The sequence below is a fragment of the Enterobacter sp. ECC-249 genome, from assembly GCF_043965265.1.
GTDB lineage: Bacteria > Pseudomonadota > Gammaproteobacteria > Enterobacterales > Enterobacteriaceae > Enterobacter > Enterobacter quasiroggenkampii.
Genome location: NZ_CP143660.1, coordinates 627,452 through 653,739, shown reverse-complemented (window position 1 = coordinate 653,739; position 26,288 = coordinate 627,452). Strand labels below are relative to the sequence as shown.

The window sequence follows — 26,288 nt, the reverse complement described above, 5'->3', positions numbered from 1 at the left end:
CCTTGTATCTGTTTGAAAGCCTGAATCAACTGATTCAAACCTACCTGCCTGAAGACCAGATTAAGCGTCTTCAGCAGGCGTATCTCGTTGCACGTGACGCTCACGAGGGCCAGACACGTTCAAGCGGTGAACCCTATATCACGCACCCGGTAGCGGTGGCCTGTATTCTGGCCGAGATGAAACTCGACTACGAAACGCTGATGGCCGCTCTGCTGCACGACGTGATCGAAGATACCCCTGCCACTTATCAGGACATGGAACAGCTGTTTGGCAAAAGCGTTGCCGAACTGGTGGAAGGGGTCTCTAAGCTTGATAAGCTGAATTTCCGCGACAAGAAAGAGGCGCAAGCCGAAAACTTCCGCAAGATGATTATGGCGATGGTGCAGGATATTCGCGTCATTCTCATCAAACTCGCTGACCGCACCCACAACATGCGCACGCTGGGCTCACTTCGCCCGGATAAACGTCGCCGCATTGCCCGTGAAACCCTCGAAATATACAGCCCGCTGGCGCACCGTTTAGGTATACACCACATTAAAACCGAGCTGGAAGAGCTGGGTTTTGAAGCGTTGTACCCGAACCGCTATCGCGTGATTAAAGAGGTGGTGAAAGCCGCACGCGGCAACCGTAAAGAGATGATTCAAAAGATCCTCTCTGAAATCGAAGGGCGCTTACAGGAAGCGGGAATCCCGTGCCGCGTCAGCGGTCGCGAAAAACACCTGTACTCCATCTACTGCAAAATGGTGCTCAAGGAGCAGCGTTTTCACTCGATCATGGATATTTACGCTTTCCGCGTGATTGTCCATGACTCAGACACCTGTTATCGCGTGCTGGGGCAGATGCACAGCCTCTACAAACCGCGTCCGGGGCGCATGAAAGATTACATCGCCATTCCAAAAGCGAACGGCTATCAATCTTTGCATACCTCGATGATCGGGCCACACGGCGTGCCTGTTGAGGTGCAAATTCGCACCGAAGACATGGACCAGATGGCAGAGATGGGTGTTGCAGCACACTGGGCGTATAAAGAGCACGGTGGCGAAAGCAGCACGACCGCACAAATCCGCGCTCAGCGCTGGATGCAGAGCCTGCTGGAGCTTCAGCAGAGTGCGGGTAGCTCGTTTGAATTTATCGAGAGCGTTAAATCCGATCTCTTCCCGGATGAGATTTACGTTTTCACCCCAGAAGGCCGAATTGTCGAACTGCCTGCGGGCGCAACGCCGGTCGACTTCGCTTACGCCGTGCATACCGATATCGGCCATGCCTGCGTGGGCGCGCGCGTCGACAGACAGCCTTACCCGCTGTCTCAGCCGCTCTCCAGCGGCCAGACGGTGGAAATCATTACCGCGCCGGGTGCACGTCCGAACGCGGCCTGGCTGAACTTTGTTGTGAGCTCCAAAGCACGCGCCAAAATTCGCCAGTTGCTGAAAAACCTCAAGCGCGATGATTCGGTCAGCCTGGGGCGTCGTCTGCTCAACCACGCGTTGGGCGGCAGCCGTAAGCTGGCTGAAATTCCGCAGGAGAACGTGCAGCGTGAGCTGGAGCGCATGAAGCTCGCGTCGCTTGACGACCTGCTGGCAGAGATTGGCCTCGGCAACGCCATGAGCGTGGTGGTGGCGAAGAACCTGCAGCAAGGCGACACGACAGCGGTCCCTGCAACCACGCAAAGCCACGGACACCTGCCGATTAAAGGCGCAGACGGGGTGCTGATCACCTTCGCAAAATGTTGCCGCCCAATTCCTGGCGACCCGATTATTGCGCACGTCAGCCCGGGTAAAGGGCTGGTTATCCACCACGAATCATGTCGTAACATTCGCGGCTACCAGAAAGAAGCCGAGAAGTTTATGGCGGTGGAGTGGGATAAAGAGACCGCGCAGGAATTTATCACCGAAATTAAGGTGGATATGTTCAATCACCAGGGTGCCCTGGCGAACCTGACGGCAGCGATCAACACGGCTTCTTCCAACATTCAGAGCCTGAATACAGAAGAAAAAGATGGCCGCGTGTATAGCGCCTTTATTCGTCTGACCGCCCGCGACCGCGTGCATCTGGCGAATATTATGCGCAAGATCCGCGTCATGCCGGACGTGATTAAAGTCACCCGAAACCGAAACTAGGTTTATGAATTCAAAACGTTATGCGCGGATATGCGAAATGCTCGCCAGGCGTCAGCCTGACCTGACGGTCTGCATGGAGCAGGTCCATAAACCGCATAATGTCTCTGCTATCGTGCGTACCGCAGATGCTGTCGGCGTGCATGAAGTGCACGCCGTCTGGCCGGACGGCCGTATGCGCAATACGGTCTCCGCGGCGGCCGGCAGCAACAGCTGGGTCTCTGTCAAAAATCATCACACCATTGGCGAAGCCGTATCGCACCTGAAAGGGCGCGGGATGCAAATCCTTGCCACTAACCTGTCCGCTAAAGCCGTAGATTTCCGCGAGATCGACTACACCCGCCCGACCTGTATTTTGATGGGTCAGGAGAAAACCGGGATCACCCGGGAAGCGCTGGAGCTGGCGGATCGTGACATCATCATTCCGATGATCGGCATGGTCCAGTCACTCAACGTCTCTGTGGCCTCCGCGCTTATTCTGTATGAAGCGCAGCGCCAGCGTCAGAATGCAGGGATGTACGAGCGCAGCAACAGCATGCTGCCGGAAGATGAACAGCAGCGCCTGCTGTTTGAAGGTGGCTATCCGGTGCTGGCTCGCGTTGCGAAGCAGAAAAAATTGCCTTACCCCCACGTCAACGCGCAGGGCGAAATTGAAGCCGATGCCGAGTGGTGGGCCACCATGCAGTACGCCGGGTAACCGATGAAAGGCCGCCTGCTGGATGCTATCCCGCTCAACAGCCTGACGGGCGTGGGCGCGGCGCAAAGCAATAAGCTGGCTAAAATTGGCCTGCACACAGTGCAGGATCTCCTGCTTCACCTCCCCCTGCGTTACGAAGACCGCACCCAGCTTTACAAGATCGGCGATCTCCTTCCCGCCATTTACGCCACCGTTGAAGGCGAAGTTCTGAACTGCAACATCACCTTCGGCGGACGCCGGATGATGACCTGTCAGATCAGCGACGGCACCGGCATTCTCACCATGCGTTTTTTCAACTTCAGCGCGGCGATGAAAAACAGCCTGGCAACGGGCCGCAGGGTGCTGGCCTATGGCGAAGCCAAACGCGGAAAATATGGCGCAGAGATGATCCACCCGGAGTACCGCGTGCAGGGCGATCTCAGCACGCCAGAGATGCAGGAGACGCTCACCCCGGTTTACCCGACGACCGAAGGCATCAAGCAGGCGACGCTGCGCAAGCTCACCGATCAGGCGCTGGAGCTGCTTGATACCTGCGCCATTACCGAGCTGCTGCCGCCCGAGCTAGCGCAGGGCATGATGAGCCTGCCCGAGGCGCTGCGAACCCTGCACCGCCCGCCGCCAACGCTGCAGCTCAGCGATTTAGAAAGCGGTAAACACCCCGCTCAACAGCGTCTTATCCTTGAGGAATTACTGGCACATAATCTGAGCATGCTGGCGCTTCGCGCGGGCGCGCAGCGTTTCCACGCTCAGCCGTTAAGCCAGAATGATGCGCTCAAAGATAAGCTGCTGGCCTCGCTGCCGTTTAAACCTACCGGCGCGCAGGCGCGCGTCACCGCCGAGATTGAACGCGATATGGCGCTCGACGTGCCGATGATGCGCCTTGTGCAGGGCGACGTGGGTTCCGGTAAAACGCTGGTTGCCGCCCTGGCGGCCCTGCGCGCGATTGCTAACGGTAAACAGGTGGCGCTAATGGCGCCGACCGAGCTGCTGGCAGAACAGCACGCCAACAATTTCCGCGCCTGGTTTGCACCGCTCGGTATTGAAGTGGGCTGGCTTGCCGGGAAGCAAAAAGGCAAAGCGCGCCTTGCGCAACAGGAGGCCATCGCTAGCGGGCAGGTACAGATGATTGTCGGCACGCACGCTATCTTCCAGGAGCAGGTGCAGTTCAACGGCCTTGCGCTGGTGATTATCGATGAACAGCACCGCTTCGGCGTGCATCAGCGTCTGGCGCTGTGGGAGAAAGGCCTGCAGCAGGGCTTCCACCCGCATCAGCTGATCATGACCGCCACGCCGATCCCGCGCACCCTGGCGATGACGGCTTACGCCGATCTGGATACTTCCACTATCGACGAACTCCCCCCGGGCCGAACGCCGGTGACGACGGTTGCCATTCCTGACACGCGTCGCAGCGATATCATCGACCGCGTGCGCAACGCCTGCACCCACGAAGGGCGTCAGGCCTACTGGGTTTGCACGCTGATTGAAGAGTCGGAACTGCTGGAAGCGCAGGCTGCCGAAGCCACGTGGGAAGAGCTTAAGCTGGCGCTGCCGGAACTGAACGTGGGCCTGGTCCACGGACGCATGAAGCCTGCCGAAAAGCAGGCGGTGATGCAGTCGTTCAAACAGGGTGATTTGCATCTGCTGATCGCCACCACGGTAATCGAAGTCGGCGTGGACGTCCCGAACTCCAGCCTGATGATTATCGAAAACCCGGAACGTCTGGGCCTTGCCCAGCTCCACCAGCTGCGCGGACGCGTTGGCCGTGGCGCGGTAGCGTCCCACTGCGTCCTGCTCTACAAAGCCCCGCTCTCGAAAACCGCCCAGATGCGTTTGCAGGTACTGCGCGACAGCAACGACGGTTTTGTGATTGCGCAAAAAGACCTGGAGATCCGAGGCCCCGGTGAACTACTGGGCACGCGTCAAACCGGGAACGCGGAATTCAAAGTGGCGGATTTGCTGCGCGATCAGGCCATGATCCCCGAAGTTCAGCGCCTCGCCCGCCACATTCACGAGCGCTACCCCGAACAGGCGGCAGCGTTAATTGAGCGCTGGATGCCGGAAACCGAACGCTATTCCAACGCCTGATTCAGGCAAACATCGGCAGCATCAGGTACAGCTTAATCACCAGCGCGTTGACGATATCAATAAAGAACGCCCCGACCATCGGGACCACCAGAAACGCCATGTGCGATGGTCCAAAGCGTTCGGTGATCGCCTGCATGTTGGCGATCGCCGTTGGGGTGGCTCCCAGACCAAACCCGCAGTGACCTGCCGCCAGCACCGCCGCATCGTAGTTTTTGCCCATCATCCGCCAGGTGACAAACATGGCGTACAGCGCCATAAACAGGGTCTGTACCGCCAGAATCGCCACCATCGGCAGCGCCAGCGAGGCCAGCTCCCACAGCTTGAGGCTCATCAGCGCCATCGCGAGGAACAGCGACAGGCAGACGTTACCGAGCACCGACACCGCCCGTTCAAACACGCGGTAGAAGCCCATCAGCGCCAGACCGTTGCTCAGGATCACCCCGATAAACAGCACGCAGACAAACGTTGGCAGCTCAAACGCTGAGCCCGCCAGCCATTGCGCAACCACTTTGCCTACGGTCAGGCAGATGGCGATCGTCGCGATGGTTTCAATCAGCACCAGCGAGGTAATGCTGCGCCCGACGTCCGGCTTTTCGAATGCCGTCGGCACCAGCTCATCGTCCGGCCTGCCGTCCGGCGTGGTGGAGTGCTTCACCAGATAGCGTGCCACCGGGCCGCCAATCAGGCCACCCAGCACCAGACCAAAGGTCGCGCAGGCCATCGCCACTTCCGTCGCATTTTCAAACCCGTAGCGCTCGATAAACAACTTGCTCCACGCGGCTCCGGTACCGTGACCGCCTGACAGGGTAATCGACCCCGCCAGCAGCCCCATCAGCGGATCCAGTCCCAGCAGCGACGCCATCCCGATACCAATGGCGTTTTGCATCAGCAGCAGCCCCACCACCACAATCAAAAATACGCCGAGCACCTTACCGCCCGCCCGCAGGCTCGCCAGGTTGGCATTCAGGCCGATGGTGGCAAAGAAGGCCAGCATCAGCGGGTCTTTCAGGGACATATCAAAATCGATTTCCCAGCCCAGGCTTTTTTTCAGCACCAGCAGGGCCAGCGCCACCAGCAGACCACCGGCGACAGGCTCAGGAATAGTGTATTTCTTCAGAAGGGAAACGCTATGTACCAGCTTACGACCAAGCAGTAAAACCAGCGTTGCGGCAACGAGTGTTGACAGCGTATCGAGATGAATCATAGAAGGCTCCTTTTTTGCGCGTGTTCCCTACACACGCGGCGTTATCCTGGGCCGGTTTGCGCTCTTCATGAGCCCCCGGCGCAAAAAGTGTAATTTTTTTTCCCGATGCGTTGTAGAAAACCTGCACACAGCGGCAGATTTTCTTGCCTTTTTTTGCTGGCAATCGTTTGCTTTTACCAGGTGGTCAGATAAAATGCCCGCTTTTCCACCGTGGGATTGCCGCCGATGTCCGTTAACACCATAGAGTCGCCTGATGCGCAACCGATTGCGCAGAAGCAAAATAGCGAACTGATTTACCGCCTTGAAGACCGCCCGCCGCTGCCGCAGACGCTTTTCGCCGCCTGCCAGCATCTTCTGGCGATGTTTGTTGCGGTGATCACCCCGGCGCTGCTGATTTGCCAGGCGCTCGGCTTACCGGCGCAGGACACGCAGCACATTATCAGCATGTCTCTCTTCGCCTCCGGCGTGGCCTCGATAATTCAAATTAAAGCGTGGGGTCCGGTGGGGTCAGGATTGTTGTCGATTCAGGGCACCAGCTTTAACTTCGTGGCTCCCCTGATCATGGGCGGTACGGCCCTGAAAACCGGCGGGGCGGATGTCCCGACCATGATGGCGGCGCTGTTCGGCACGCTGATGCTGGCCAGCTGTACGGAGATGGTGATCTCCCGCGTTCTGCATCTGGCTCGCCGCGTTATCACCCCGCTGGTTTCCGGCGTCGTCGTGATGATTATCGGCCTGTCGCTGATCCAGGTGGGCCTGACCTCCATCGGCGGCGGCTATGCCGCCATGAGCGACCACACCTTCGGCGCGCCGAAAAACCTGCTGCTGGCAGGCGTCGTGCTGGCCATCATTATTCTGCTTAACCGTCAGCGTAACCCTTACCTGCGCGTCGCCTCGCTGGTGATCGCCATGGCGGCGGGTTACCTGCTGGCCTGGGCGCTGGGCATGCTGTCGGAGAACACCGCGCCGACCAACAGCGCGCTGATCGTCGTTCCTACGCCGCTGTACTACGGACTGGGCATTGACTGGGGTCTGCTCCTGCCGCTGATGCTGGTCTTTATGATCACTTCTCTGGAGACCATCGGCGATATCACCGCCACCTCCGACGTCTCCGAGCAGCCCGTTTCCGGACCGCTGTACATGAAGCGCCTGAAAGGCGGCGTGCTGGCGAACGGTCTGAACTCGTTTGTCTCTGCGGTATTCAACACCTTCCCGAACTCCTGCTTCGGTCAGAACAACGGCGTGATCCAGCTGACCGGCGTTGCCAGCCGCTACGTCGGTTTTGTGGTGGCGCTGATGCTGATCGTCCTCGGCCTGTTCCCGGCGGTAAGCGGCTTTGTGCAGCACATTCCTGAGCCGGTGCTGGGCGGCGCAACGCTGGTCATGTTCGGCACTATCGCGGCTTCCGGCGTGCGTATCGTCTCCCGCGAGCCGCTGAACCGCCGCGCGATCATGATTATCGCGCTATCGCTGGCCGTGGGTCTGGGCGTTTCTCAGCAGCCGCTGATCCTGCAGTTTGCCCCTGACTGGGTGAAAAACCTGCTCTCTTCCGGCATTGCCGCGGGCGGTATCACCGCTATCGTGCTGAACCTCGTTTTCCCGCCTGAGAAAAATTGATTTCTCTCACGGCAGGCAGTCAATGCCTGCCGTGACATCTAATTACACCATTCCCGCCTTGAGGATTGCGCATAAATCGTGCATAACTCCCTTATGTGCGTTTTGCGGGATGGAAGACCATGAAATTTATTGGAAAGCTCCTCATCTATCTTCTGGTAGCCCTGCTCATTGTGCTGCTGGCGTTCTACATTCTGCTCCAGACCCGCTGGGGCGCGTCTCAGGTCAGCAGCTGGGTGACGGTGAATACCGACTACGAACTCAGTTTCGACAAGATGAATCACCGCTTTTCGTCGCCTTCCCACATCATTCTGGAAAACGTCACCTTCGGTCGGGACGGAAAACCCGCCACGCTGGTAGCCAAAAAAGTCGATATTGGCCTGAGCAGCCGCCAGATAACCGATCCGCTGCATATGGACACTATCACCCTGTTCGACGGCACGCTTAATCTCTCGCCCCAGACCGCGCCGCTGCCTTTCCAGGCGGATCGCCTGCAGCTGAACAACATGGCGTTTAACAGCCCGAATACCGAATGGGACCTGAGCGCGCAGAAAGTCACCGGCGGCGTCAGCCCATGGCAGCCGGAAGCGGGCAACGTGCTGGGGAACAACGCGCAGATTCAGATGAGCGCAGGCTCGCTGACCCTGAACGGCGTACCGGCCACCAATGTGCTGATCGAGGGCCAGCTTAACGGCAAGGAGGTGGTGCTGAAAACGATTGGCGCCGATATGGCCCGGGGCTCACTCACCGGCTCCGCCCTGCGCAACGCCGACGGGAGCTGGATTATCGACACGATGCGCCTGAACGAAATCCGCCTGCAGAGCGATAAAACGCTGACCGCGTTCTTCGCGCCGCTGGCCACCATCCCTTCTCTGCAGATTGGTCGTCTGGACGTGACCGACGCCCGGCTTCAGGGTCCGGACTGGGCGGTTACCGATCTCGATTTAAGCCTGCGCAATCTGACTCTCAGCAAAGGCGACTGGCAGAGCCAGGAGGGTCGTCTGTCGATGAATGCCAGCGAGTTTATCTACGGCTCCCTGCATCTGTTTGACCCGATCCTGAATGCGGAGTTTTCCCCGCAGGGTATGGCGCTGCGTCAGTTCACCTCCCGCTGGGAAGGCGGCATGGTGCGCACCTCCGGCAACTGGCTACGCGACGGCAAAGCGCTGGTGCTGGACGATGTCGCGATTGCCGGGCTGGAGTACACCCTGCCGCAGAACTGGAAAACGCTGTGGATGGAGCCTCTACCGGAATGGCTGAACAGCGTCACGCTGCAGAAATTTGGCCTGAGCCGCAACCTGGTGATCGATATCGATCCCGCCTTCCCGTGGCAAATCACCTCTCTGGACGGCTATGGCGCAAACCTGCAGCTGGCGAAAGATCGCCAGTGGGGCGTCTGGGGCGGTAACGCAACCCTGAACGGCGCGGCGGCGACCTTTAACCGCGTGGACGTGCGCCGTCCGTCGCTGGCGCTGAATGCCAACGCCGCTACGGTGAACATTACCGACCTGAGCGCGTTTACCGAGAAAGGCATTCTGGAAGCCACGGCGACGGTTTCACAGCTTCCGCAGCGGCAGACTACGGTGAGCCTGAACGGGCGCGGCGTGCCGCTCAACGTGCTGCAGCAGTGGGGCTGGCCTGCGCTGCCGATTGCGGGCGACGGCAATATTCAGCTCACCGCCAGCGGCAGCGTGCAGGCGAATGCCCCGCTGAAGCCAACGGTGAATGGTAAGCTGAGCGCGGTGAATATGGATAAACAGCAGGTGCAGCAGACCATGTCGGGCGGGGTGGTTTCAACACCACCCTCACCCCAGCCCTCTCCCTGAAAGGGAGAGGGAGCAAACCATTCCCTCGCCCCTTTGGGGAGAGGGTTAGGGTGAGGGGAATTAAAGGTGAACCACCACCTCATTCCCCTCAGCTTTCACCACCACACCCCACTCGCTGCCCGCATGTGAGCCGCCCTTAACGCCGCTCATCTTCTGCACGTTGCGCAAGCACACCGACCAGTTTTGCGCATCTCCCGTGCCGGTAAAGGTCACGATGTCGCCCTGACGTGACGCCTTCAGCGTAAACGCCACGGAGCCGTCCGCCGCAGGCACTTCGCTCTCCGCCGTTGCACCGTCGTTCAGGTTAAACAGCTGGAAGGCCGTACCCTCATTCCACGCGTAGTCCGGCTTCTGGTTGTTGCTGCCCAGCGCCAGCAGCGTGTTGTCGCGCACGTAGACCGGCAGGCTCATGAAATCGTGCTGCTGCTTATGCCAGCGGCTGCCCTGAATTTCATCGTTGTGCCACAGGTGCGTCCAGCGCCCTTCCGGCAGGTAGAACTGCACGTCCCCCACCTCGGAGAACACCGGCGCCACCATCAACGAATCCCCCAGCATGTACTGACGGTCGAGGTAATCGCACGCCGGATCGTCCGGGAACTCCAGCATCATCGCGCGCAGCATCGGCGTGCCGAACTCGCGGGCCAGCGCCGCCTGACGGTACAGGTACGGCATCAGCTGGCACTTCAGCTGCGTGAAGTGGCGCACCACGTCGCAGGACTCGTCATCGTACTCCCACGGCACGCGGTAGGATTTGCTGCCATGCAGGCGGCTGTGGCTGGAGAAAAGCCCGAATGCGCACCAGCGCTTGTAGACGTGCGCCGGGGCGGTGTTTTCGAACCCGCCGATATCGTGGCTCCAGAACCCGAAGCCGGACAGGCCAATCGACAGCCCGCCGCGCAGGCTTTCCGCCATCGATTCATAGTTGGCGTAGCAGTCGCCGCCCCAGTGTACCGGGAACTGTTGCGCCCCGACGGACGCCGAACGGGCAAACAGCACCGCCTCTTCCTCTCCCACCGTCTCTTTCAGCACGTTCCACACCAGCTCGTTATAGATGTAGGCGTAGTGGTTGTGCATCTTCTGCGGATCGGAACCGTCGAACCACTGCACGTCGGTCGGGATACGCTCGCCGAAGTCGGTCTTGAAGCAGTCGACGCCAATGTCCACCAGGCCTTTCAGCCTGTCGGCATACCACCGGCACGCTTCCGGATTGGTGAAGTCGTAAATCGCCAGCCCCGGCTGCCATTTGTCCCACTGCCACAGGGAGCCGTCCGGGCGCTTGAGCAGATAGCCCTTCTCTTTCAGCTCCCGGAAGATCGGGGATTTCTGGCCGATGTACGGGTTAATCCACACGCAGACCTTCAGCCCTTTCTCCTTCAGGCGGCGGATCATCCCTTCCGGATCCGGGAAGGTCACCGGGTCCCACTCGAAGTCGCACCACTGGAAGGCCTTCATCCAGAAGCAGTCGAAGTGGAACACGTGCAGCGGCAGGTCGCGCTCGGCCATGCCGTCGATAAAGCTGTTTACCGTGGCTTCGTCGTAGTTGGTGGTGAACGAGGTGGTGAGCCACAGGCCGAACGACCAGGCAGGCGGCAGCGCCGGACGCCCGGTGAAGCGGGTATAGCGGTTCAGCACCTCTTTTGGCGACGGGCCGTCGATCACGAAGTACTCAAGATATTCCCCTTCCACGCTGAACTGCACTTTGGAGACCTTCTCGGAGCCGACTTCAAACGAGACGTTTTCCGGGTGATTCACCAGCACGCCGTAGCCGCGGTTGGTCAGGTAGAACGGGATATTTTTATAGGACTGCTCGGTGCTGGTGCCGCCGTCGCGGTTCCAGGTCTCGACCGTCTGGCCGTTGCGCACCAGCGCGGTAAAGCGCTCGCCCAGACCGTAGACCGTTTCCCCCACGCCCAGATCCAGACGTTCAAAAACGTAATTGCGGTGGGTATTGCTGTCCTGCACGTAGCCGTTGTTTTTCAGCTGGCTGCCGGTAATGCGCTGGCCGTTGCGCAGGAAGTCCAGCGCCCAGAACTCGCCTTTGGTGACGCGCACGCTGACGCTGCCGCTTTTCAGCTCGGCAAACCCGGCGTTGTTTTCAATCTCAACCTTCACGTCTTTCAGAACGTTCAGCGGATAGTGCGGGCCGTTGTTCAGCGCGCCCTGGAAGTGCTCTATGCGCACCCCGACAATCCCTTCCTGTGGAGCAAACAGGCGCACTGTGAACATCAACGTATCGAGCTGCCAGGTGCGTTCGCGCACGTCGCGAGGCGCAACAAACACCACCAGGTCATTGCCCTGCTGCTCCACGTCGAACACCTGAACCGGATAGGTCACGTTCAGGCCCGGTTGAATAAGCCAGTTTCCATCACTGATTTTCATGCTTTCGTCCTCTTAGTTCTGCAATTCTTTGCTGACCGGCAGGGTTTCAAATTCCTGCTGATTGCGGTGCGCGCCCTGCGCCAGTTCGCCCAGTATTTTGGTCAGGAAGGGGGTTTTCAGCGTGTAGTAGCGTTTGGCGATGATGGCACTCAGCACGTAGCAGACCGCCGGAGCCAGGGTAAACAGGCCGATAATGATGCTGATGGTCGCGCTGTTCTGGGTTTTGGCGGCCGCGTCGTAGCCGCCGCCTGCCAGCATCCAGCCGATCATCGCCCCACCCAGCGCCAGACCCAGCTTCAGCACGAACAGCGTGCCTGCAAAGCTGATGCCGGTCAGGCGCTTGCCGTTGGTCCATTCGCCGTAGTCAACGGTATCGGACATCATCACCCACTGAATCGGCGTCACCAGCTGGTGCAACACGCCAATGACGAAGATAAAGGCGAACATCAGCACGGTGGCGTGCATCGGCACGAAGAACATCGCCACGCTGACCACCGCCAGCGCAGCGTTGGTCCACCAGAAGATGCTGACCTTGCACTTCCAGTCGGTGAGCGGTTTCGCCAGCGCGGAGCCGATCAGGTTGCCGACGCAGTAGGTGGTGAGGAACGCGACGAACACCTCCGGCGAACCCATGATCCAGGTGCAGTAGTACATCATCGCGCCGCCGCGCACGCAGACGGCGAGGATGTTGAGGATGGTGAGCACGCCGACGACGCGCCACTGGTCGTTGTGCCAGATGTCGCGGAGGTCTTCCCGCATGGAGGTGGTGCTCGGCGGCACCTGGATGCGCTCTTTGGTGGTGAAGAAGCAGAACGCCAGCATCAGGAACGCGACCACCGACAGCACGGCAATGCCGCCCTGGAAGCCGAATGCCTTATCGTCGCCGCCAATCAGCTTCACCAGCGGCATCATCAGCACCGTGGAGAGCATGCCGCCCGCGGTCGCCAGCACAAAGCGCCAGGACTGAAGGGAGATACGCTGCGTCGGCTCATTAGTGATCACGCCGCCAAGCGCGCAGTAGGGAATGTTGACCACGGTATAGAGCAGGGTCAGCAGCGTGTAGGTAACGGCGGCGTAAACCATTTTGCCGTTGAGGCTGAGGTCCGGCGTGGTGTAGGCCAGCACGCAGACGATGCCGAACGGGATCGCGCCGAACAAAATCCACGGTCGGAACTTGCCCCAGCGGCTGCGGGTGCGGTCGGCAATCAGCCCCATGCACGGGTCGGAGATCGCATCCAGCGCGCGCGCCAGCAGGAACATGGTGCCGACAAACCCGGCGGGAATGCCGAAAATATCGGTGTAGAAAAACATCATGTACAACATGACGTTATCAAAAATGATGTGGCTGGCGGCGTCTCCCATGCCGTAGCCAATCTTCTCTTTAACTGACAATACTTCGCTCATCTTTTTATCCTTCACGCTGTAGGGGGCGCTGAGACCGGTTACAACGTTTTAAACCATTGTTTCAGGAGCGTGTATTGCGTTTTCTGGTTAGCAGATTACGTTTCTTGTTTTTTGTGATCGCGGTAAACGTTGGGAAACACGAAAGGCTAACATGAGGATTTTGTTAGGAATTAACTGAAACAGGGGTGTGCAGGTCAAAAGAGAGGTGAAAAAAGTGGTGTGGGGTATGTGGTAAATGTCTGAAAGTAGCTATAATGCGCCCCGCCTCCATGTAGCAATCGAGGCGCGGAAGATCGTCATCTCCGGTGAGGTGGCTGGACTTCAAATCCAGTTGGGGACGCCAGCGTTCCCGGGCAGGTTCGACTCCTGTGATCTTCCGCCAAGTTCTTACTATTTTTTCTTCCTGTTTGCTTTATAAAATGCAATTGACTCATCTAGCCATTTTGGGTTTTCCATATTCTTAATTACCCATTGAATAAAACTCTCAGAGTAACGATGACGTTCATCAATTGTATAGTGCATTTCAGAGCGTTTTGCTTTTTGGATATTATGTTTTTGAATTATAGCATTAAAAGAATATCTTGTTATTGCTCTATTTTTTAACAATTCATTGATACGCCCAATTGCGGAGCTTTGATAGTAAGGATGTGTAATATCTGGATCACGGGTCTCCCTAATAATAATAGCATTACTCCCATCACTTCCTACACCTAAAGAGAGATCACTGTCTTTTTCTGATTTTGTTAGAGTAAGTTTATAATCAATTGATATGCTGAACTCATTTGAATTTTGTTCATCAACACTCTTATGAAACCGAGTCAGAAAATCCTTTGCTACATTTGCTGTCATCTCTCCATAATTTTCTTTAATAGTTGCCAAATCACTTTTTGGTCCATCAATAACTAAGCTAAGCATTCCTACGCTTTGTCCTGCTAATGGAGAAACCCCTGTTTCATTTAAATATCTCTGTTGAAAATTCAAAACATTCGCCTGAAAAAGACGAGATAACTCTGGTTGCAGCTCTGGAAGAAGAAGATGTATAGCATCATCCCTAAGTTCAATTAGCACATCTAAATTTTTCTTAACTGGATCAGTTTGATGTAATCTTTTATTTATTGCTTCAGAAATACTGATCGAATATCCGTTTTTATTAAAAACTGTCGTTAAACCACAAGATTTTATTATTTCAGCTTTTAATAGAAGCTCCCAAGCATTAACAGATAATATACAAAATGCTTCTATCCTATTATCCAAGCTAGGTCTGTTATAAATTTCCAAAGATAATATAAACGCATCTAGGCTTCTTTTTAAAAGCGACCTATAAACTTTTATATCAGGAGTCAATGATTTAGCTTTTAAAGATTGAGACATTAACGAAATAAATTCATCATTGGATAGTTTTAAAATTCCCTTACATCTCCAAGATTTTCCATCTGAACTATGTACGTACTTTCCATTTAGTTTTTCGTTTATATATTTTCTTATGCTATTTTCTGTATAACCTGTTTCATTAGCTAAATCTAATGGTGTAAATATATTAGTGTTTTTCTCGTTTCTTCTTAGTGACTCTAATAAATTTAATTGGTTAACTGTGCGTGTCATAAAAAATTCCTTTTCTTCACTTAACTAATGCAACGCGAAAATTCACTATGACTAATCAGGTTACTTATCCTTTTGGCTTCAATCCTTTTTTTCTCAACTCCTCCCTCGCAAGATCCTTCAACCAACTGGCGAGGCTCACCCCTTCCTCAGCCGCCACTGCGTCCAACTGCTCCTTCAATGCCGGATCAATACGCATCTTAAACTGTGGAGACTGCCCGCCGCCTTTTGGTTTTTTTTCGCGCGATATGATTGACATGGGGCCACCTATCCATCTACTCTGACATACATAGGAGGCCACCTAAACCTCCTGTATTTGCAACGCTCCGATGTGCAGGAACACAGCCGGAGCGTCTAACCTCACCAACTATCAAGGAGTTGATTATGGCTGATTCGCATTCTACCCCAGACACCGACCAATCCGGAACCGAGCGTTCGTTAATTGTGGGATATCGCCCGAATGTTTTCGACAAATCCACGCCGAAAATTATCCTTTCCGGCAAGTGGCTGCGCGCGGCGGGTTTTGATACCGGACAGCAGGTCACGGTAAAGGTCATGAAAGGATGCATCGTTTTGGTGGCATACAACGAGCAGGAGCAGCGTTTGCAGGATGATTATAAACGGACGAAGGCAAAGCTCATTGAGATTGAGAATGCGCTTGCAGCGATTCAAACTCCGCGTCCTGGAAAGCGGCTCGCAAACGTGAGTACAAACCACCGAGCTTAACGTTGAGAATATGGAGGCAGCATTACTGATAATGATGTCATCCATTATCCGGCAGGAGCAAATGATTAACATTCTTCTATCCGGAAATCCCGGATAGTTCGTCTGAAGAGAAACATCAGGTTTCCAGAAAGATAGTTAACCATAACGGGTACCGCTCTCCCGAGGCGCCCAGTTCCACCAGGAACCCTCAAATGCCCCAGTAATACCAGATCAAAGGGTTCGTCACGAAGGAACGCCAGCCTCACTCTCCAGCGTGAATGAAAAAACGCTGGAAAGCGCCTCGCAATTTCTTAATTGCACGAACCGTTTGAAATCCCCTCTTTGTCATACTCCTGCCACTAACAGCCTGGCTGTCGCTGACAGCCATTGCATTTATTAACTACAGCTTATAGTCTTTTTATAAGCTACAGCTTATCATGGACGAATGCATGTGGACGGTTCTGTTCGGAAAGGTATTCGAGCAATGGCTGCTTGAGCAGGAAGAAGGATTACAGGATAAGGTACTGGCAGACCTGTTAAATCTGCAGAACTATGGGCCACGTCTTCCTCGCCCCTATGCAGATACGGTTAAAGGCTCACGGTATAACCATATGAAGGAATTACGTATTCAATATGTTGGTCGTCCGATACGTGCTTTCTTCGCATTTGATCCTGTCCGTCAAGCCATTGTGCTTTGCGCGGGCGATAAGAGTAATGACAAAGCCTTTTATGAAAAAATGATTCGCATCGCAGATGCCGAATTTTCCTTTCATCTGACAAGCCTGGAGGCAACCAAGTGAAAACCTTAAATGAAGTGATTGCGTCACGTTCACCGGAAAGCCAACAACGTATTCAAGAGATGGCAGATGAAATGATCCTCGAGACGGGTCTGCAACTTTTACGTGAAGAGCTAAGGCTTTCGCAAAAAAATGTTGCCGATCTGATGGGGGTGAGCCAACCCGCAGTAACGCAGCTTGAGCAACGTGGAAATGAACTAAAAATTGCCACGCTTAAGCGCTACATCGAGGCAATGGGTGGGAAACTCTGTATCGACGTTGAACTTCCTACAGGAAAACGCGTTGCATTTCATATCTAACAAGCGTGATTCCTGCGTTAAGTGAATATTCACTTAACCAACCGCATATGCAGCAACGGAAACGGATTCCCCTGCCCGTCCACTTCCGAGCGTCCGACCTGCTCAAACCCCATATGGCGATAAAACGCGACGCCCTGCGGGTTCTGCTCATTCACATCCACCTCGTTCGCGCCGAACGCTGCGATGGCGTGTTGCAGCAGCAATTTCCCGACGCCCTTCCCCCGGCTCGCGTCATCAACAAACAGCATTTCAATGCGATTTTCATCCACGCCTAAAAAGCCGTGAATGACGCCTGCGTCATCGCGAGCGATCACGACCTTGAGGTTAGGCAGATAGGCGTTAAGCAGTAGCGGGCGCAGCGCCGCAATATCGCTTTCCTGCAAAAAGTGATGGGTAGCGCGGACGGAGGATTCCCAGATCGCGACCAGACGTTCGAAGTGTGTGGGGAGTGCGGTTTCTATTTTCATAGGTGGATCATGTGCGGTTTAGGACGTTAATTCAAGTCACTCCTTGCGCTCTGTTCCCCCTCACCCTAGCCCTCTCCCTCAGGTAGAGGGAACTGACCGTGCGGTTTTTCATCCCCTACCCTGATCTCCATCACCGCATACACCCCGTCCTTCGGCACGACCACGGTGACGTTTTCCACCGGCACGCCTGCCGCGAGGTGGATGTCCTGCAGCTGCTGCAGCGTCCTCGGGTGAATATCCTCCCAGCCAATCCCCCGCAGCACAAAGTCAATTTGCGGGCTGCTGGTGAGCATGTTCGACACAATCACCGCCCCGCCGGGCTTGACCAGCCGCAGCGCGCGCTGGAGGAGAGTCACCGCATCGGTGTCGTTGAAGTATTCAAAAATCCCCAGCGCGTCGACCAGTTCGGCCTGATGCTCGCCCAGCTCCAGCAGCAGGTCCTCGTTACGCACAAGCGTATGGAGCAGGTTGCGTCTGAGCAGCGTTAGCTGTTCGCCCACCACAATGCCTTCCTGCGCCGCCATGGTTTCCGCCCAGCTCAATGCTACGGGGTCTTTGTCCACCAGCGTGAGATAGACCTGCTGGCCATCAAGCTTTGCTTCGCGCAGCGCCTCCAGCACCGGGATGGCGGCACCGCTCGCGAGGCTGATCCAGTTGTTCTCGCTCTCATTGTGAATGTATTTATCCACCAGCGCGGCCAGCACCCTGGCGCGGGAACGCACGCCAACCGCATCGTTCGCGTGGATAAACCACTGGCGGCTGTCGCTGTCCATTTTTGTTCCGTCGGGCAGGCGGTCTTCCAGCGGGTTTTGCACCACAAACAGCGCCAAAGCGGAGGGCACCAGCCGGGTTCGCCACGCGGTAAGCGCCGGACGGTTGCGGAAGGCCTGTTCGGAATAGCGGTTCTGTGGGACAAGCACGGCCTGCCCGCCTTCGTCGTATTCCACCCTCGGAGGCCGGAGCGCTGGCTCGGCTTTCAGCGCACGGTCAAGGGAGGCGATCTCACGGGCAGCATCGTCTTTCATCGGCCACTGGTCGCTGACGTCGGGAAATGACGCGCTAAAAATCGTCATATTTTCCGGCGCATCGCCGCGAAAAGGCTGCCAGTTCATGTCGTCTTCCCTCCGTTAGGCTTTTAACGGAAGTCTATCCAGGCGAGCCAGTAATGCCCCAGGAAGAAAGCACGATTTTTATTGCTTCACCCAAACCAGCTGGTCAACCCGGAAGCCCAGGCTGTGCGCGGTGTTCAGGTAATCCTGCTTCACCGCATCCGGGATCGTCGGCGTGCGCGACAGGATCCACAGGTAGTCGCGGTTCGGCCCGCTGACCAGCGCGTACTGGTACTTATCGTCCAGCCTGATCACGTTATAGCCGCCGTAGAACGGGCCGAAGAAGGAGACCTTCAGCGCGGCCGTGGTCGGTTCGCCGGTAAAGTACGCTTTCCCCTCGCTCTCGTTCCACTTGTTCTTCACCGGATCGTAACCCCGGTTGAGGACGCTGATGCCGCCGTCGCTGCGCTTGCCGTAGGTGGCGGTTACCTGCTCCAGCCCGCGCTCAAAGCGGTTTTCCAGACGGGCGACTTCGTACCATTTGCCGAGATAGCGGCTGGCGTCAAAACCGGAAATCGGCTGCACGCCTTTCGGCGGCGTAGGGGATTTACAGGCGACCAGCGTCAGCGCAATGGCAACGCCGGTCACAACAGGCCATAGCTTCATGAGAATTCCTTTCATTTGCACGGTTGGATGTTAAGTGTAGTGCACCGTTTCGGCGCTTCATCCCGTTCGGGAAAATTCGTAGTATATTGAGAGTATTCCTCCACTCTGGACACGGACATGGCTTACTCCATCGGCGAATTCGCCCGACTCAGCGGCATCACCGCCACCACCCTGCGGGCGTGGCAGCGTCGCTATGGTTTACTCAAGCCACAGCGCACGGAAGGCGGCCACCGCCAGTACAGCGATGAGGACGTCCAGCAGGCGCTCAAAATCCTCGACTGGGTAAAAAAAGGCGTCCCGATCGGCCAGGTCAAACCGCTGCTGGAACGCCCGACGCCGGGACGGACTAACAACTGGCAAACCCTGCAGCAGAACATGCTGCAACGCCTGCAGGACGGCAAAGTCGAATCCCTGCGCCAGATGATTTACGACGCCGGACGCGAATACCCAAGGCCGGAGCTGGTCGCGAACGTGCTGCGCCCGCTGCGCAGCCAGGTCTCGGCCAACGTCGCCGCCGCCATGACCCTGCGCGCGATCCTCGACGGCATCATCATGGCCTATACCTCGTTTTGCCTCGAAGGCGATAAAAAAGCCCCGGGCGACAACATTCTGCTCAGCGGCTGGCACCTGAACGACCCGTGCGAGATCTGGCTCGAAGCCTTAACGCGCACCGGGCAGGGACACCGCATCGACATCCTGCCGGTTCCCCCTGACGCGCTGGCTCCGGAAATTTTCCCGGAGCGTAAATGGCTTCTGGTGACCAGCGGCAAGCTCACCGCCGCGCGGAAAAAGCAGGTGGCGCAGTGGCAGCAGCAGCTATCGCTTGAAGTGATTATCCTCTGATCATTTTCTCCTGCGGGAATCTTCACGAAAAGTTGAATATTTTCCCGCGCCGCAGATGCTAACGTTTTCCTGTGATGAATAACTCCACAGGAAAACACCATGAAAAAAACTACCCCTCTGCTGATCCTGGCCGCGATGGCCTTTACCCCTGCCGCCTTTAGCGCCGCTCCGGCTGGCACCCTGAGCGTACACATCCTCGACCAGCAAACCGGCACGCCTCCACCGGGCGTCACCGTCACGCTGGAAAAGCAGCAGCAGGACAAATGGACCCCGATCGCCAGCGGTAAAACCGACCAGGACGGACGCATCAAATCACTCTATCCGCAGGATCAGGACATGCAGCCCGGCGTGTACAAAGTGACCTTCAAAACCGCAGAGTACTTCCACGGCAAAAAGCTCGACTCCTTCTTCCCGGAGATCCCGGTGTTGTTTACCGTGACCCGCACCAACGAGAAGCTGCACATCCCGCTTCTGCTGAGCCAGTACGGTTACTCGACCTACAAGGGCAGTTAAGACGCATTGATTCTAAAGGAATAAAAAAAATAGTTCCGCGAATACTTGGACAAATTAGTCATGTTGTGTAAGTTTTAATTATATGAACGGGAGGACTACACCATGACGACGAAACCAGTGCTCGGTATTAGCGGATGTTTGACCGGATCCGCCGTTCGCTTTGACGGCGGACACAAGCGTATGGGGTTCGTCATGGATGAGCTGGCCCAGTGGGTGAATTTCAGGCCCGTTTGCCCGGAAATGGCCATCGGCCTGCCGACCCCTCGCCCGGCGCTGCGCCTGATCGTGACGGAACATGGTGAAACGCAGATGCGCTTCAGCCATGCGCCTCACGAAGACGTTACGCAGAAAATGGCAGACTTTACGGCAGATTTTTTGCCGAAAATCGGCGATCTCGCTGGTTTTATCGTCTGTGCTAAATCCCCAAGCTGCGGCATGGAGCGCGTGCGGCTGTACGATGAAAACGGCAACCGGGGCCGCAAGGAGGGGGTCGGGCTGTTCACCGCCGCCCTCCTTGAAACCTGGCCGTGGCTGCCGGTGGAAGAGGACGGACGCCTGCACGACCCTGTGCTTCGGGAAAACTTCGTCGAACGTGTCTTTGCGCTGCACGAACTGAACACGCTGCGTAAAAACGGCCTCACGCGCCGCGCGCTGCTGGACTACCACAGCCGTTACAAACTTCAGCTGCTGGCGCACCATCAGGCGGGTTACCGTGAAATCGGCCCGTTCGTTGCCTCGCTGCACGAGTGGGAAGACCTGGACGCCTTCTTCGTGGCATACCGGGAAAAGCTGATGACCATCCTGAAAAAACCCGCCTCGCGGAAGAATCACACCAACGTGCTGATGCATATTCAGGGGTATTTCCGTAACCAGCTGAACACCCGCCAGCGCGGTGAGCTGCGCGACGTGATCCTGCACTATCGCAACGGACAGTTGCCTATCCTGGCTCCAATCACGCTGCTGAAGCACTACCTGGCCGAATACCCCGACCGGTATCTGATGACGCAAAACTACTTTGATCCCTATCCTGATGATTTGGGTCTGCGTCTGGCAGTCAAGTGATCATAAAAATGCGAAGGCCCCATTGACCCATAGAGGCCCAAAGCAGTACCCCGTTTAGACGACATCCTCACTGTCGTCTCTTTTTTGCATTTTATCTAAAATACTGTGATTATATACAGGCTCATTCTGCATAAAGGGGCCTGCCTGTGATTAACACCCTGCACATTCAAAACTACCGCTCCATCCGCGATATGTCGCTGGAGCTGGAGCAGCTAAACATCGTCTTCGGGCCGAACGGTACCGGGAAATCGAATATCTACAAGGCGATACACCTGATGCACAGCGCCGCCCAGGGGCAGTTTTCCCAGGCGCTGGCGAACGAGGGCGGCATTCTGAAGGTGTTCTGGGCAGGTAAAACCCGCAGCGACCAGCTGCGGCGGATGAACCTCGCGGTAGAAACAGAGACCTACGAATACGAGCTGCAGGTCGGGTTTGTGGAGAAGCTGCCCTATCCCTCGCAGTTTCAGCTCGACCCGGTGATCAAAGAGGAGTCCATCTGGCTGAGCGGCCAGCACCGTCGTCCTTCGTCACAGCTGATGAAGCGTAAGAACCAGGCGGTGTTTCTGAACAACGTGCATCACGAGAAAGTGACCCACAGCGGTACGCTGTATGAGAACGAATCGGTATTCGGGCAGCTCGGCGAGCCGCATCTTTACCCGGAAGTGTCGCAGATGCGCGAGTCCCTGCGTAACTGGCGCTTTTATCATGAATTTTCTGTATCAATCGGCTCGGCGATGCGGGCTCCGCAGGTCGGTTTCCGCTCCCCGGTGCTGGCCAGCGACGGCGCCAACCTGGCGGCCGCGTTTCAGACTATCGTGGAGATTGGCGACGAGCTGCTGCTGATGCGCATCCTCGACCAGGCCTTCCCCGGCTGCGTGTTTTACAGCGACAACACCGGCGGACGTTTTCGCATGATGATGCAGCGCGAGGGGCTGAGCAGACCGCTGGAACCCGCGGAGTTCTCCGACGGCACCCTGCGCTTTCTGTGCCTGGCTGTGGCGCTGCTAAGCCCGCGCCCACCGGCGTTTATCGCGTTGAACGAACCGGAAAACAGCCTGCACCCGCAGATGCTGCCCGCGCTGGCGAGCTTAATCGCCGAGGCCAGCCGCTACTCGCAGATCTGGCTCACCAGCCACTCGCCGGAGCTGGCGAAGCTGATTGAAAAGCAGAGATCGTTTTCGCTGTACCAGCTGTCGATGGTTGAGGGGGAGACGCGGGTGGAGAGGCTGGGGTAGGCCGCATTCTCTTCCTTTAAAGCCCAGTAAAATGAAATTTTCATTTTATCTCTTTCACCTGCAGGGACTGCCCCCCTCCAATGATGACCCCTGCGCCTACAGAGATTTTGAGCGCAGTAATCAAGTCGCTCCACTTGAAATCAAAATCATTAAGGAAGAGATACGAGGCCGCTGCAATTAGCAGACGTCCTGTAGCCATAGTAATAAAGAGGCCTGACATCCAGAGTAATACCAGTAATAAGAAAAGTTTTAGTCGCGGATTAATCATCATTTCTATAACTACCACAATCCTTTTCGTAATATTGATATTCGTTTGGCAGTACGTCGAGATGCTTTGGCTTTCTCTTGAGCGCTTATTGGCATTAACCCATTAGAGACTCCTGTACGTACCCGTTGCTGTCCATGCCTCTGAACCAAATGCCTTAGTCTCACCATAAAAATTGTCACCATTTTGACAACTACTCGGAAGATTTTCTACGCATCTTTCGCTCGTCGAGTATTGCATATAACCACGATCTGACGGCTGCTGCGGTTCCTGCCACAGCACTTACAGTAGCGACCTGTATCATATCTAACCTGTCAAAAACCACTTCATGGCTGATGATGAATTTAACGAAAATCAGGGCCAAAGAGAAAAATACCATGCAGCAAACAAACAAGTAAGCAATGCTGAACAATAGCCTGCCGATAGTAGGTTTATTTTTTGTCATTTTTTTATCTCATCTTTATCGTCATTGCCGAAAAACTATTCCCACAGTGAACCTCTCATACCCCCAACAGATACGCCTTCCGGACCAGGCCAGCGACGGCACCAACCAACCTGACAGCGGCGTTCAGACCATCGTACAGATTCAGGCTCTCTCTTTATCCACATTCTCAACATTTCGCTTCAACGTATCATTCCGATAAAGAAACCCAGATAACCGGCCCGACTTAACCATAAAAAGGGGCTAGTAAGGCCGGACAACCGGATACTGGTCAATTCTCTCATAGGTGCAAGCCCATCATTTTTGATAACAACATTTTTTGCGCAATAGCGACAATGCATAATCAGAAATAAAATCCCGGCGATCCCAAAACCAAAATAACTTTCGCGACTGCCCCAAAAATGTGCGTTTAATTTTATATAAGTTAATCCCCATACACTTAGTAAAAAAACTATAAATGAACATGCTGCGATATTCATGTCTCGCTTACTGCCCAGCCCAAAAAAGAGCGCATCAAAGAAAAACATCGAGGTAAAAGGTGACTGGACGCTTCTTCCCGTCACTTTGCTAAAGCGAAAAAACACCACCGTTCCAACTACAAAAGCGAAAAGTGCAATTCCTAATAACACATAAATCATGTCATGAGTCCTTTTGCCGCCTCATCCAATATACCTATCTATTCTTCGACAGATAAGAAAGTATATTATCGGCATCAGGTTTGTTTGGTTGAGACTTAGTACATTAGACATTTTCTTCTTCCGCTATATGCTCTTCCTTATTCTCCTGGGCTCACGCTATCGTCTGGTTGGCATCATTCATCACCTCACCGGTATTGTTGCCTGCAACCGAGAGTGTAGAGGCTGGGGTAGCCAATCTTTTCATACCCAACTTACCGGGGAGGGTCTTCGGATCGGCCCTTTTCCTTCGCCATAATGCACTGTATTCCTCCAATAAGGATCCCACCACTAATGGCAAGGGTAGTCGCTTCAACTAGATCGCTCATTGGAAAATCAAATTGTCCGATGAAAAAGAAGCAGACCATGGCAATCAACAAACGTCCAAATAAAAGCGTGGCAAATATTCCTGCTATCCAAACAGCGGCCAGTAACAACAATAATTTTACCCTTGTAGTAATCATTATTTTTCCTCTGTCTGCATGCGGCAAACCGGTGAAGAACTGTAACCAGTAGCTACTGTAGGTTCCTGAATGCTCAAATTTCTTCACCTGTCGTTATTACAGAACCTTCACGCTAGTTCTGCAGACGAAACGTCTTTCGCCATTCCGCAGGGCTCACCCCAAATCGCGCCTTAAACTGCTGTCGCCAGGTGACGGCGGAATTAAATCCCACCAGCTCGGCCACGCGCTCAATCGGCATACTTCCGGCTTCAAGCAGGATCTGGCTGCGCCGCAGGCGTTCGGCGGTCAGCCAGTCGGCGACGCTCATCCCCGTAGCGTTAACAAAATGGCGGGTCAGGGTGCGGCGGCTCATCGAAACGACCTCTGCCAGCGAGTCCAGACTATGCGGTTCGGTGATGTGCTGCTGAAGATAGTCGATCAGGCAGTTAATGCGTCCGTCGCGGGTATCTTTGGGTACCGGCTGGGCGATGAACTGCGCCTGACCGCCCTCACGGTGGGGCGGAACAATCATCCGACGGGCAATCTGGTTGGCGACCACGCTGCCAAAGCGCTGGCGAATGATATACAGGCAGCAGTCCAGCGCAGCGGCGGTTCCGGCTGAAGTGATGATATGGCCGTCATCCACGTAAAGGGCATTAATATCCAGCTGAACGTTCGGGAAGAGCGACTGGAATTGATGTTCGAACTCCCAGTGGGTGGCAGCACGTTTGCCGTCGAGGAGCCCAGCATAAGCCAGCACAAACGACCCCAGACATAGCCCTACGATTTCCGCGCCGTAGTCTCTCGCCTGCAGCAGGCTGTCGAGCAGCGTCTGAGGCGGGCGTTCAAGGACGTGCTGCCAGTAGGGAACGACGACAATATCGGCCTGACCAATGGCGGTAAAGTCCTGCGTGGCGTTGAGGGAAAATCCGTCTTTTGAGGTGAGAAAACCCGGCTTTTCGGCGCAGATCGTCACGTTAAAGCGCTTTTCGCCGCAGACCGAATCACCAAACAGAATGCAGGGAACGGAGTAGTGGAACGGGCTGAACCCGTCTACCGCGACAATCGCGACGTTGATTAGCGACATCTGTCTCTCCTTTCCCTTTAACGCACTCAGAATATAACGGTTTCGCCATCCTGGGGAATGCTCACTGCGTCACTCACCTGATTGGCTTCAACGTATTCACGCAGCGCGCTGCGGGTCAACAGGCAGTGGTTAATCGCCTCCATATGGCTCGCCACAATTTTAGCCTGCGGCAGCAGGAAATGGACGTTGAGCACATCCTCCTGCCCCATAATAATGGGCCCAAAACCAATGACGTGGGCATACCCGGCGTTCAGCACCACCACATCCGGCTGGTGCTTTTGCAGATCGGCCGCCACCTCGTCACGCCAGACGGTATCCCCGGCAAGATAAAGCGTCTTCTCATCAGGATGACGCAGCACCACGCCACAGGCCTCGCCCAGCCGCTCCGCCAGCTCCGGCACGGCGTAAGCGCGATCGGTCCCGTGCTGCCCGCCGTGGGTTTTCGTAATCTGAATATCGCCGAAGAAGGTCGCGTCGGTCATGATCGTCAGGTTGCTAAACCCCTGGCTGCGCAGCAGCGCGGCGTCACGATCGTTTTGCACGTAGATCGGTTTGTCTTTAGCGATCAGCTCTGCCGCGGCGCGATCCCAGTGATCGTCATGGGTATGGGTGACGATCACCGCGTCGGCGTCCAGCAGCGTGTTGACGTCAACGGGAAGCTCGACCGTCGGGTTACGGCGTTCGGCATACGCCGTGCCGGGAAAGCCCGGGTAAGCCCCCTTCGGGGCAAGCATCGGGTCGATTAAAAGACGTTTTCCGGCGTAGGAAATCAGCTGGGTGGCGTTGCGAATGTGGGTAATGTTCATGGGCTATCCTCCG

At 55.7% G+C, this 26,288-nt stretch carries 25 protein-coding genes and 1 tRNA gene; 13 read left to right on the top strand and 13 right to left on the bottom strand.

Annotation, left to right across the window (positions count from 1 at the left end; translation table 11 throughout):
• Positions 1-2: 2 nt before the first annotated feature.
• The 3 genes from spoT to recG are packed head-to-tail and all read left to right on the top strand — an operon-like array spanning position 3 to position 4,896.
• On the top strand, positions 3-2,117 hold the full coding sequence (spoT, locus tag V1587_RS03200; protein ID WP_023309883.1) for a bifunctional GTP diphosphokinase/guanosine-3',5'-bis pyrophosphate 3'-pyrophosphohydrolase: 2,115 nt from the start codon (positions 3-5) through the stop codon (positions 2,115-2,117).
• A gap of 4 nt (positions 2,118-2,121) precedes the next feature.
• A complete protein-coding gene (trmH, locus tag V1587_RS03195) occupies positions 2,122-2,811 on the top strand; it encodes a tRNA (guanosine(18)-2'-O)-methyltransferase TrmH (RefSeq protein ID WP_371899090.1) in 690 nt (229 codons plus the stop codon).
• Positions 2,812-2,814: 3 nt separating this feature from the next.
• On the top strand, positions 2,815-4,896 hold the full coding sequence (recG, locus tag V1587_RS03190) for an ATP-dependent DNA helicase RecG (RefSeq protein ID WP_371899089.1): 2,082 nt from the start codon (positions 2,815-2,817) through the stop codon (positions 4,894-4,896).
• A gap of 1 nt (position 4,897) precedes the next feature.
• Here the strand turns inward: recG and gltS are convergent, their stop codons facing one another.
• Positions 4,898-6,100: a sodium/glutamate symporter gene (gene gltS, locus V1587_RS03185; RefSeq protein ID WP_371899088.1), complete on the bottom strand. Its 1,203-nt coding sequence runs from the start codon at positions 6,098-6,100 to the stop codon at positions 4,898-4,900.
• A 225-nt stretch (positions 6,101-6,325) separates the two neighbouring features.
• Here gltS and xanP point away from each other — a divergent pair, with 225 nt between their 5' ends.
• Entirely contained in the window at positions 6,326-7,717 is a 1,392-nt protein-coding gene (gene xanP / locus V1587_RS03180; RefSeq protein ID WP_371899087.1) for a xanthine/proton symporter XanP, read from the top strand.
• 119 nt (positions 7,718-7,836) lie between these two features.
• Positions 7,837-9,540, top strand: a complete 1,704-nt coding sequence (locus V1587_RS03175) for an AsmA family protein (RefSeq protein WP_371899086.1) — start codon at positions 7,837-7,839, stop codon at positions 9,538-9,540.
• A gap of 60 nt (positions 9,541-9,600) precedes the next feature.
• On the opposite strand, the gene yicI is transcribed toward V1587_RS03175, so the two are convergent.
• On the bottom strand, positions 9,601-11,919 hold the full coding sequence (gene yicI / locus V1587_RS03170; RefSeq protein ID WP_371899085.1) for an alpha-xylosidase: 2,319 nt from the start codon (positions 11,917-11,919) through the stop codon (positions 9,601-9,603).
• Positions 11,920-11,931: 12 nt separating this feature from the next.
• On the bottom strand, positions 11,932-13,323 hold the full coding sequence (locus tag V1587_RS03165) for a glycoside-pentoside-hexuronide family transporter (RefSeq protein ID WP_371899084.1): 1,392 nt from the start codon (positions 13,321-13,323) through the stop codon (positions 11,932-11,934).
• Positions 13,324-13,610: 287 nt separating this feature from the next.
• On the opposite strand from V1587_RS03165, the gene V1587_RS03160 reads away from it, so the two are divergent.
• Positions 13,611-13,705: transfer RNA gene (locus tag V1587_RS03160), tRNA-Sec, on the top strand.
• 8 nt (positions 13,706-13,713) lie between these two features.
• Here V1587_RS03160 and V1587_RS03155 read toward each other — a convergent pair.
• Together V1587_RS03155 and V1587_RS03150 are read right to left on the bottom strand one after the other, a co-directional pair.
• On the bottom strand, positions 13,714-14,925 hold the full coding sequence (locus V1587_RS03155; protein ID WP_371899083.1) for a DUF3644 domain-containing protein: 1,212 nt from the start codon (positions 14,923-14,925) through the stop codon (positions 13,714-13,716).
• 64 nt (positions 14,926-14,989) lie between these two features.
• Positions 14,990-15,181: a toxin-antitoxin system HicB family antitoxin gene (locus tag V1587_RS03150; RefSeq protein ID WP_217479293.1), complete on the bottom strand. Its 192-nt coding sequence runs from the start codon at positions 15,179-15,181 to the stop codon at positions 14,990-14,992.
• 125 nt (positions 15,182-15,306) lie between these two features.
• Between V1587_RS03150 and V1587_RS03145 the strand changes: the two genes are divergently transcribed.
• From V1587_RS03145 to V1587_RS03135, 3 genes are all read left to right on the top strand, one after another.
• A complete protein-coding gene (locus V1587_RS03145; RefSeq protein WP_371899082.1) occupies positions 15,307-15,648 on the top strand; it encodes a SymE family type I addiction module toxin in 342 nt (113 codons plus the stop codon).
• A 428-nt stretch (positions 15,649-16,076) separates the two neighbouring features.
• A complete protein-coding gene (locus V1587_RS03140; protein ID WP_371899081.1) occupies positions 16,077-16,427 on the top strand; it encodes a type II toxin-antitoxin system RelE/ParE family toxin in 351 nt (116 codons plus the stop codon).
• Positions 16,424-16,723 carry a helix-turn-helix domain-containing protein gene (locus V1587_RS03135; protein ID WP_371899080.1) on the top strand — a complete coding sequence of 100 codons (300 nt, stop codon included), beginning with the start codon at positions 16,424-16,426 and terminating at the stop codon, positions 16,721-16,723. The genes V1587_RS03140 and V1587_RS03135 overlap by 4 nt, the downstream gene beginning before the upstream one ends.
• Positions 16,724-16,752: 29 nt before the next feature.
• Here the strand turns inward: V1587_RS03135 and V1587_RS03130 are convergent, their stop codons facing one another.
• The 3 genes from V1587_RS03130 to V1587_RS03120 all read right to left on the bottom strand — a co-directional run bounded on the left by V1587_RS03130 (position 16,753) and on the right by V1587_RS03120 (position 18,905).
• On the bottom strand, positions 16,753-17,190 hold the full coding sequence (locus tag V1587_RS03130) for an acetyltransferase (protein ID WP_371899079.1): 438 nt from the start codon (positions 17,188-17,190) through the stop codon (positions 16,753-16,755).
• A 65-nt stretch (positions 17,191-17,255) separates the two neighbouring features.
• Complete coding sequence (locus V1587_RS03125) at positions 17,256-18,302, bottom strand: class I SAM-dependent methyltransferase (RefSeq protein ID WP_371899078.1); 1,047 nt, start codon at positions 18,300-18,302, stop codon at positions 17,256-17,258.
• Positions 18,303-18,380: 78 nt separating this feature from the next.
• Positions 18,381-18,905 (bottom strand): lipocalin family protein, encoded by a 525-nt coding sequence (locus tag V1587_RS03120; RefSeq protein ID WP_371899077.1) that lies wholly within the window; start codon positions 18,903-18,905, stop codon positions 18,381-18,383.
• Positions 18,906-19,022: 117 nt separating this feature from the next.
• Between V1587_RS03120 and V1587_RS03115 the strand changes: the two genes are divergently transcribed.
• The 4 genes from V1587_RS03115 to V1587_RS03100 all read left to right on the top strand — a co-directional run bounded on the left by V1587_RS03115 (position 19,023) and on the right by V1587_RS03100 (position 22,558).
• Positions 19,023-19,748: a MerR family transcriptional regulator gene (locus V1587_RS03115; RefSeq protein WP_371899076.1), complete on the top strand. Its 726-nt coding sequence runs from the start codon at positions 19,023-19,025 to the stop codon at positions 19,746-19,748.
• A 99-nt stretch (positions 19,749-19,847) separates the two neighbouring features.
• Entirely contained in the window at positions 19,848-20,261 is a 414-nt protein-coding gene (uraH, locus tag V1587_RS03110) for a hydroxyisourate hydrolase (RefSeq protein ID WP_371899075.1), read from the top strand.
• 102 nt (positions 20,262-20,363) lie between these two features.
• Entirely contained in the window at positions 20,364-21,323 is a 960-nt protein-coding gene (locus V1587_RS03105; RefSeq protein ID WP_371899074.1) for a YbgA family protein, read from the top strand.
• A gap of 146 nt (positions 21,324-21,469) precedes the next feature.
• Positions 21,470-22,558 carry an AAA family ATPase gene (locus V1587_RS03100; RefSeq protein WP_047059659.1) on the top strand — a complete coding sequence of 363 codons (1,089 nt, stop codon included), beginning with the start codon at positions 21,470-21,472 and terminating at the stop codon, positions 22,556-22,558.
• A gap of 40 nt (positions 22,559-22,598) precedes the next feature.
• On the opposite strand, the gene V1587_RS03095 is transcribed toward V1587_RS03100, so the two are convergent.
• The 5 genes from V1587_RS03095 to V1587_RS03075 all read right to left on the bottom strand — a co-directional run bounded on the left by V1587_RS03095 (position 22,599) and on the right by V1587_RS03075 (position 26,275).
• A complete protein-coding gene (locus V1587_RS03095; protein WP_371899073.1) occupies positions 22,599-22,829 on the bottom strand; it encodes a hypothetical protein in 231 nt (76 codons plus the stop codon).
• Between the two features lie 618 nt (positions 22,830-23,447).
• Positions 23,448-23,903, bottom strand: coding sequence for a hypothetical protein (locus V1587_RS03090; RefSeq protein ID WP_371899072.1), 456 nt, complete (start codon positions 23,901-23,903; stop codon positions 23,448-23,450).
• Between the two features lie 251 nt (positions 23,904-24,154).
• Positions 24,155-24,403: a hypothetical protein gene (locus tag V1587_RS03085; RefSeq protein WP_371899071.1), complete on the bottom strand. Its 249-nt coding sequence runs from the start codon at positions 24,401-24,403 to the stop codon at positions 24,155-24,157.
• A gap of 112 nt (positions 24,404-24,515) precedes the next feature.
• Positions 24,516-25,469, bottom strand: coding sequence for a GlxA family transcriptional regulator (locus tag V1587_RS03080; protein ID WP_371899070.1), 954 nt, complete (start codon positions 25,467-25,469; stop codon positions 24,516-24,518).
• Between the two features lie 26 nt (positions 25,470-25,495).
• On the bottom strand, positions 25,496-26,275 hold the full coding sequence (locus tag V1587_RS03075; RefSeq protein ID WP_371899069.1) for an MBL fold metallo-hydrolase: 780 nt from the start codon (positions 26,273-26,275) through the stop codon (positions 25,496-25,498).
• Between the last annotated feature and the right edge of the window lie 13 nt (positions 26,276-26,288).

Coding starts and splice junctions, on each gene's coding strand:
- V1587_RS03095 (WP_371899073.1), bottom strand. CDS start 22,829: ATGATGATTAATCCGCGACTAAAACTTTTCTTATTACTGGTATTACTC.
- uraH (WP_371899075.1), top strand. CDS start 19,848: ATGAAAAAAACTACCCCTCTGCTGATCCTGGCCGCGATGGCCTTTACC.
- V1587_RS03120 (WP_371899077.1), bottom strand. CDS start 18,905: ATGAAGCTATGGCCTGTTGTGACCGGCGTTGCCATTGCGCTGACGCTG.
- V1587_RS03155 (WP_371899083.1), bottom strand. CDS start 14,925: ATGACACGCACAGTTAACCAATTAAATTTATTAGAGTCACTAAGAAGA.
- gltS (WP_371899088.1), bottom strand. CDS start 6,100: ATGATTCATCTCGATACGCTGTCAACACTCGTTGCCGCAACGCTGGTT.
- V1587_RS03125 (WP_371899078.1), bottom strand. CDS start 18,302: ATGAACTGGCAGCCTTTTCGCGGCGATGCGCCGGAAAATATGACGATT.
- V1587_RS03115 (WP_371899076.1), top strand. CDS start 19,023: ATGGCTTACTCCATCGGCGAATTCGCCCGACTCAGCGGCATCACCGCC.
- V1587_RS03145 (WP_371899082.1), top strand. CDS start 15,307: ATGGCTGATTCGCATTCTACCCCAGACACCGACCAATCCGGAACCGAG.
- recG (WP_371899089.1), top strand. CDS start 2,815: ATGAAAGGCCGCCTGCTGGATGCTATCCCGCTCAACAGCCTGACGGGC.
- V1587_RS03105 (WP_371899074.1), top strand. CDS start 20,364: ATGACGACGAAACCAGTGCTCGGTATTAGCGGATGTTTGACCGGATCC.
- V1587_RS03140 (WP_371899081.1), top strand. CDS start 16,077: ATGTGGACGGTTCTGTTCGGAAAGGTATTCGAGCAATGGCTGCTTGAG.
- V1587_RS03075 (WP_371899069.1), bottom strand. CDS start 26,275: ATGAACATTACCCACATTCGCAACGCCACCCAGCTGATTTCCTACGCC.
- yicI (WP_371899085.1), bottom strand. CDS start 11,919: ATGAAAATCAGTGATGGAAACTGGCTTATTCAACCGGGCCTGAACGTG.
- V1587_RS03080 (WP_371899070.1), bottom strand. CDS start 25,469: ATGTCGCTAATCAACGTCGCGATTGTCGCGGTAGACGGGTTCAGCCCG.
- V1587_RS03085 (WP_371899071.1), bottom strand. CDS start 24,403: ATGATTACTACAAGGGTAAAATTATTGTTGTTACTGGCCGCTGTTTGG.
- V1587_RS03165 (WP_371899084.1), bottom strand. CDS start 13,323: ATGAGCGAAGTATTGTCAGTTAAAGAGAAGATTGGCTACGGCATGGGA.
- V1587_RS03150 (WP_217479293.1), bottom strand. CDS start 15,181: ATGTCAATCATATCGCGCGAAAAAAAACCAAAAGGCGGCGGGCAGTCT.
- V1587_RS03130 (WP_371899079.1), bottom strand. CDS start 17,190: ATGAAAATAGAAACCGCACTCCCCACACACTTCGAACGTCTGGTCGCG.
- V1587_RS03090 (WP_371899072.1), bottom strand. CDS start 23,903: ATGATTTATGTGTTATTAGGAATTGCACTTTTCGCTTTTGTAGTTGGA.
- trmH (WP_371899090.1), top strand. CDS start 2,122: ATGAATTCAAAACGTTATGCGCGGATATGCGAAATGCTCGCCAGGCGT.
- V1587_RS03175 (WP_371899086.1), top strand. CDS start 7,837: ATGAAATTTATTGGAAAGCTCCTCATCTATCTTCTGGTAGCCCTGCTC.
- xanP (WP_371899087.1), top strand. CDS start 6,326: ATGTCCGTTAACACCATAGAGTCGCCTGATGCGCAACCGATTGCGCAG.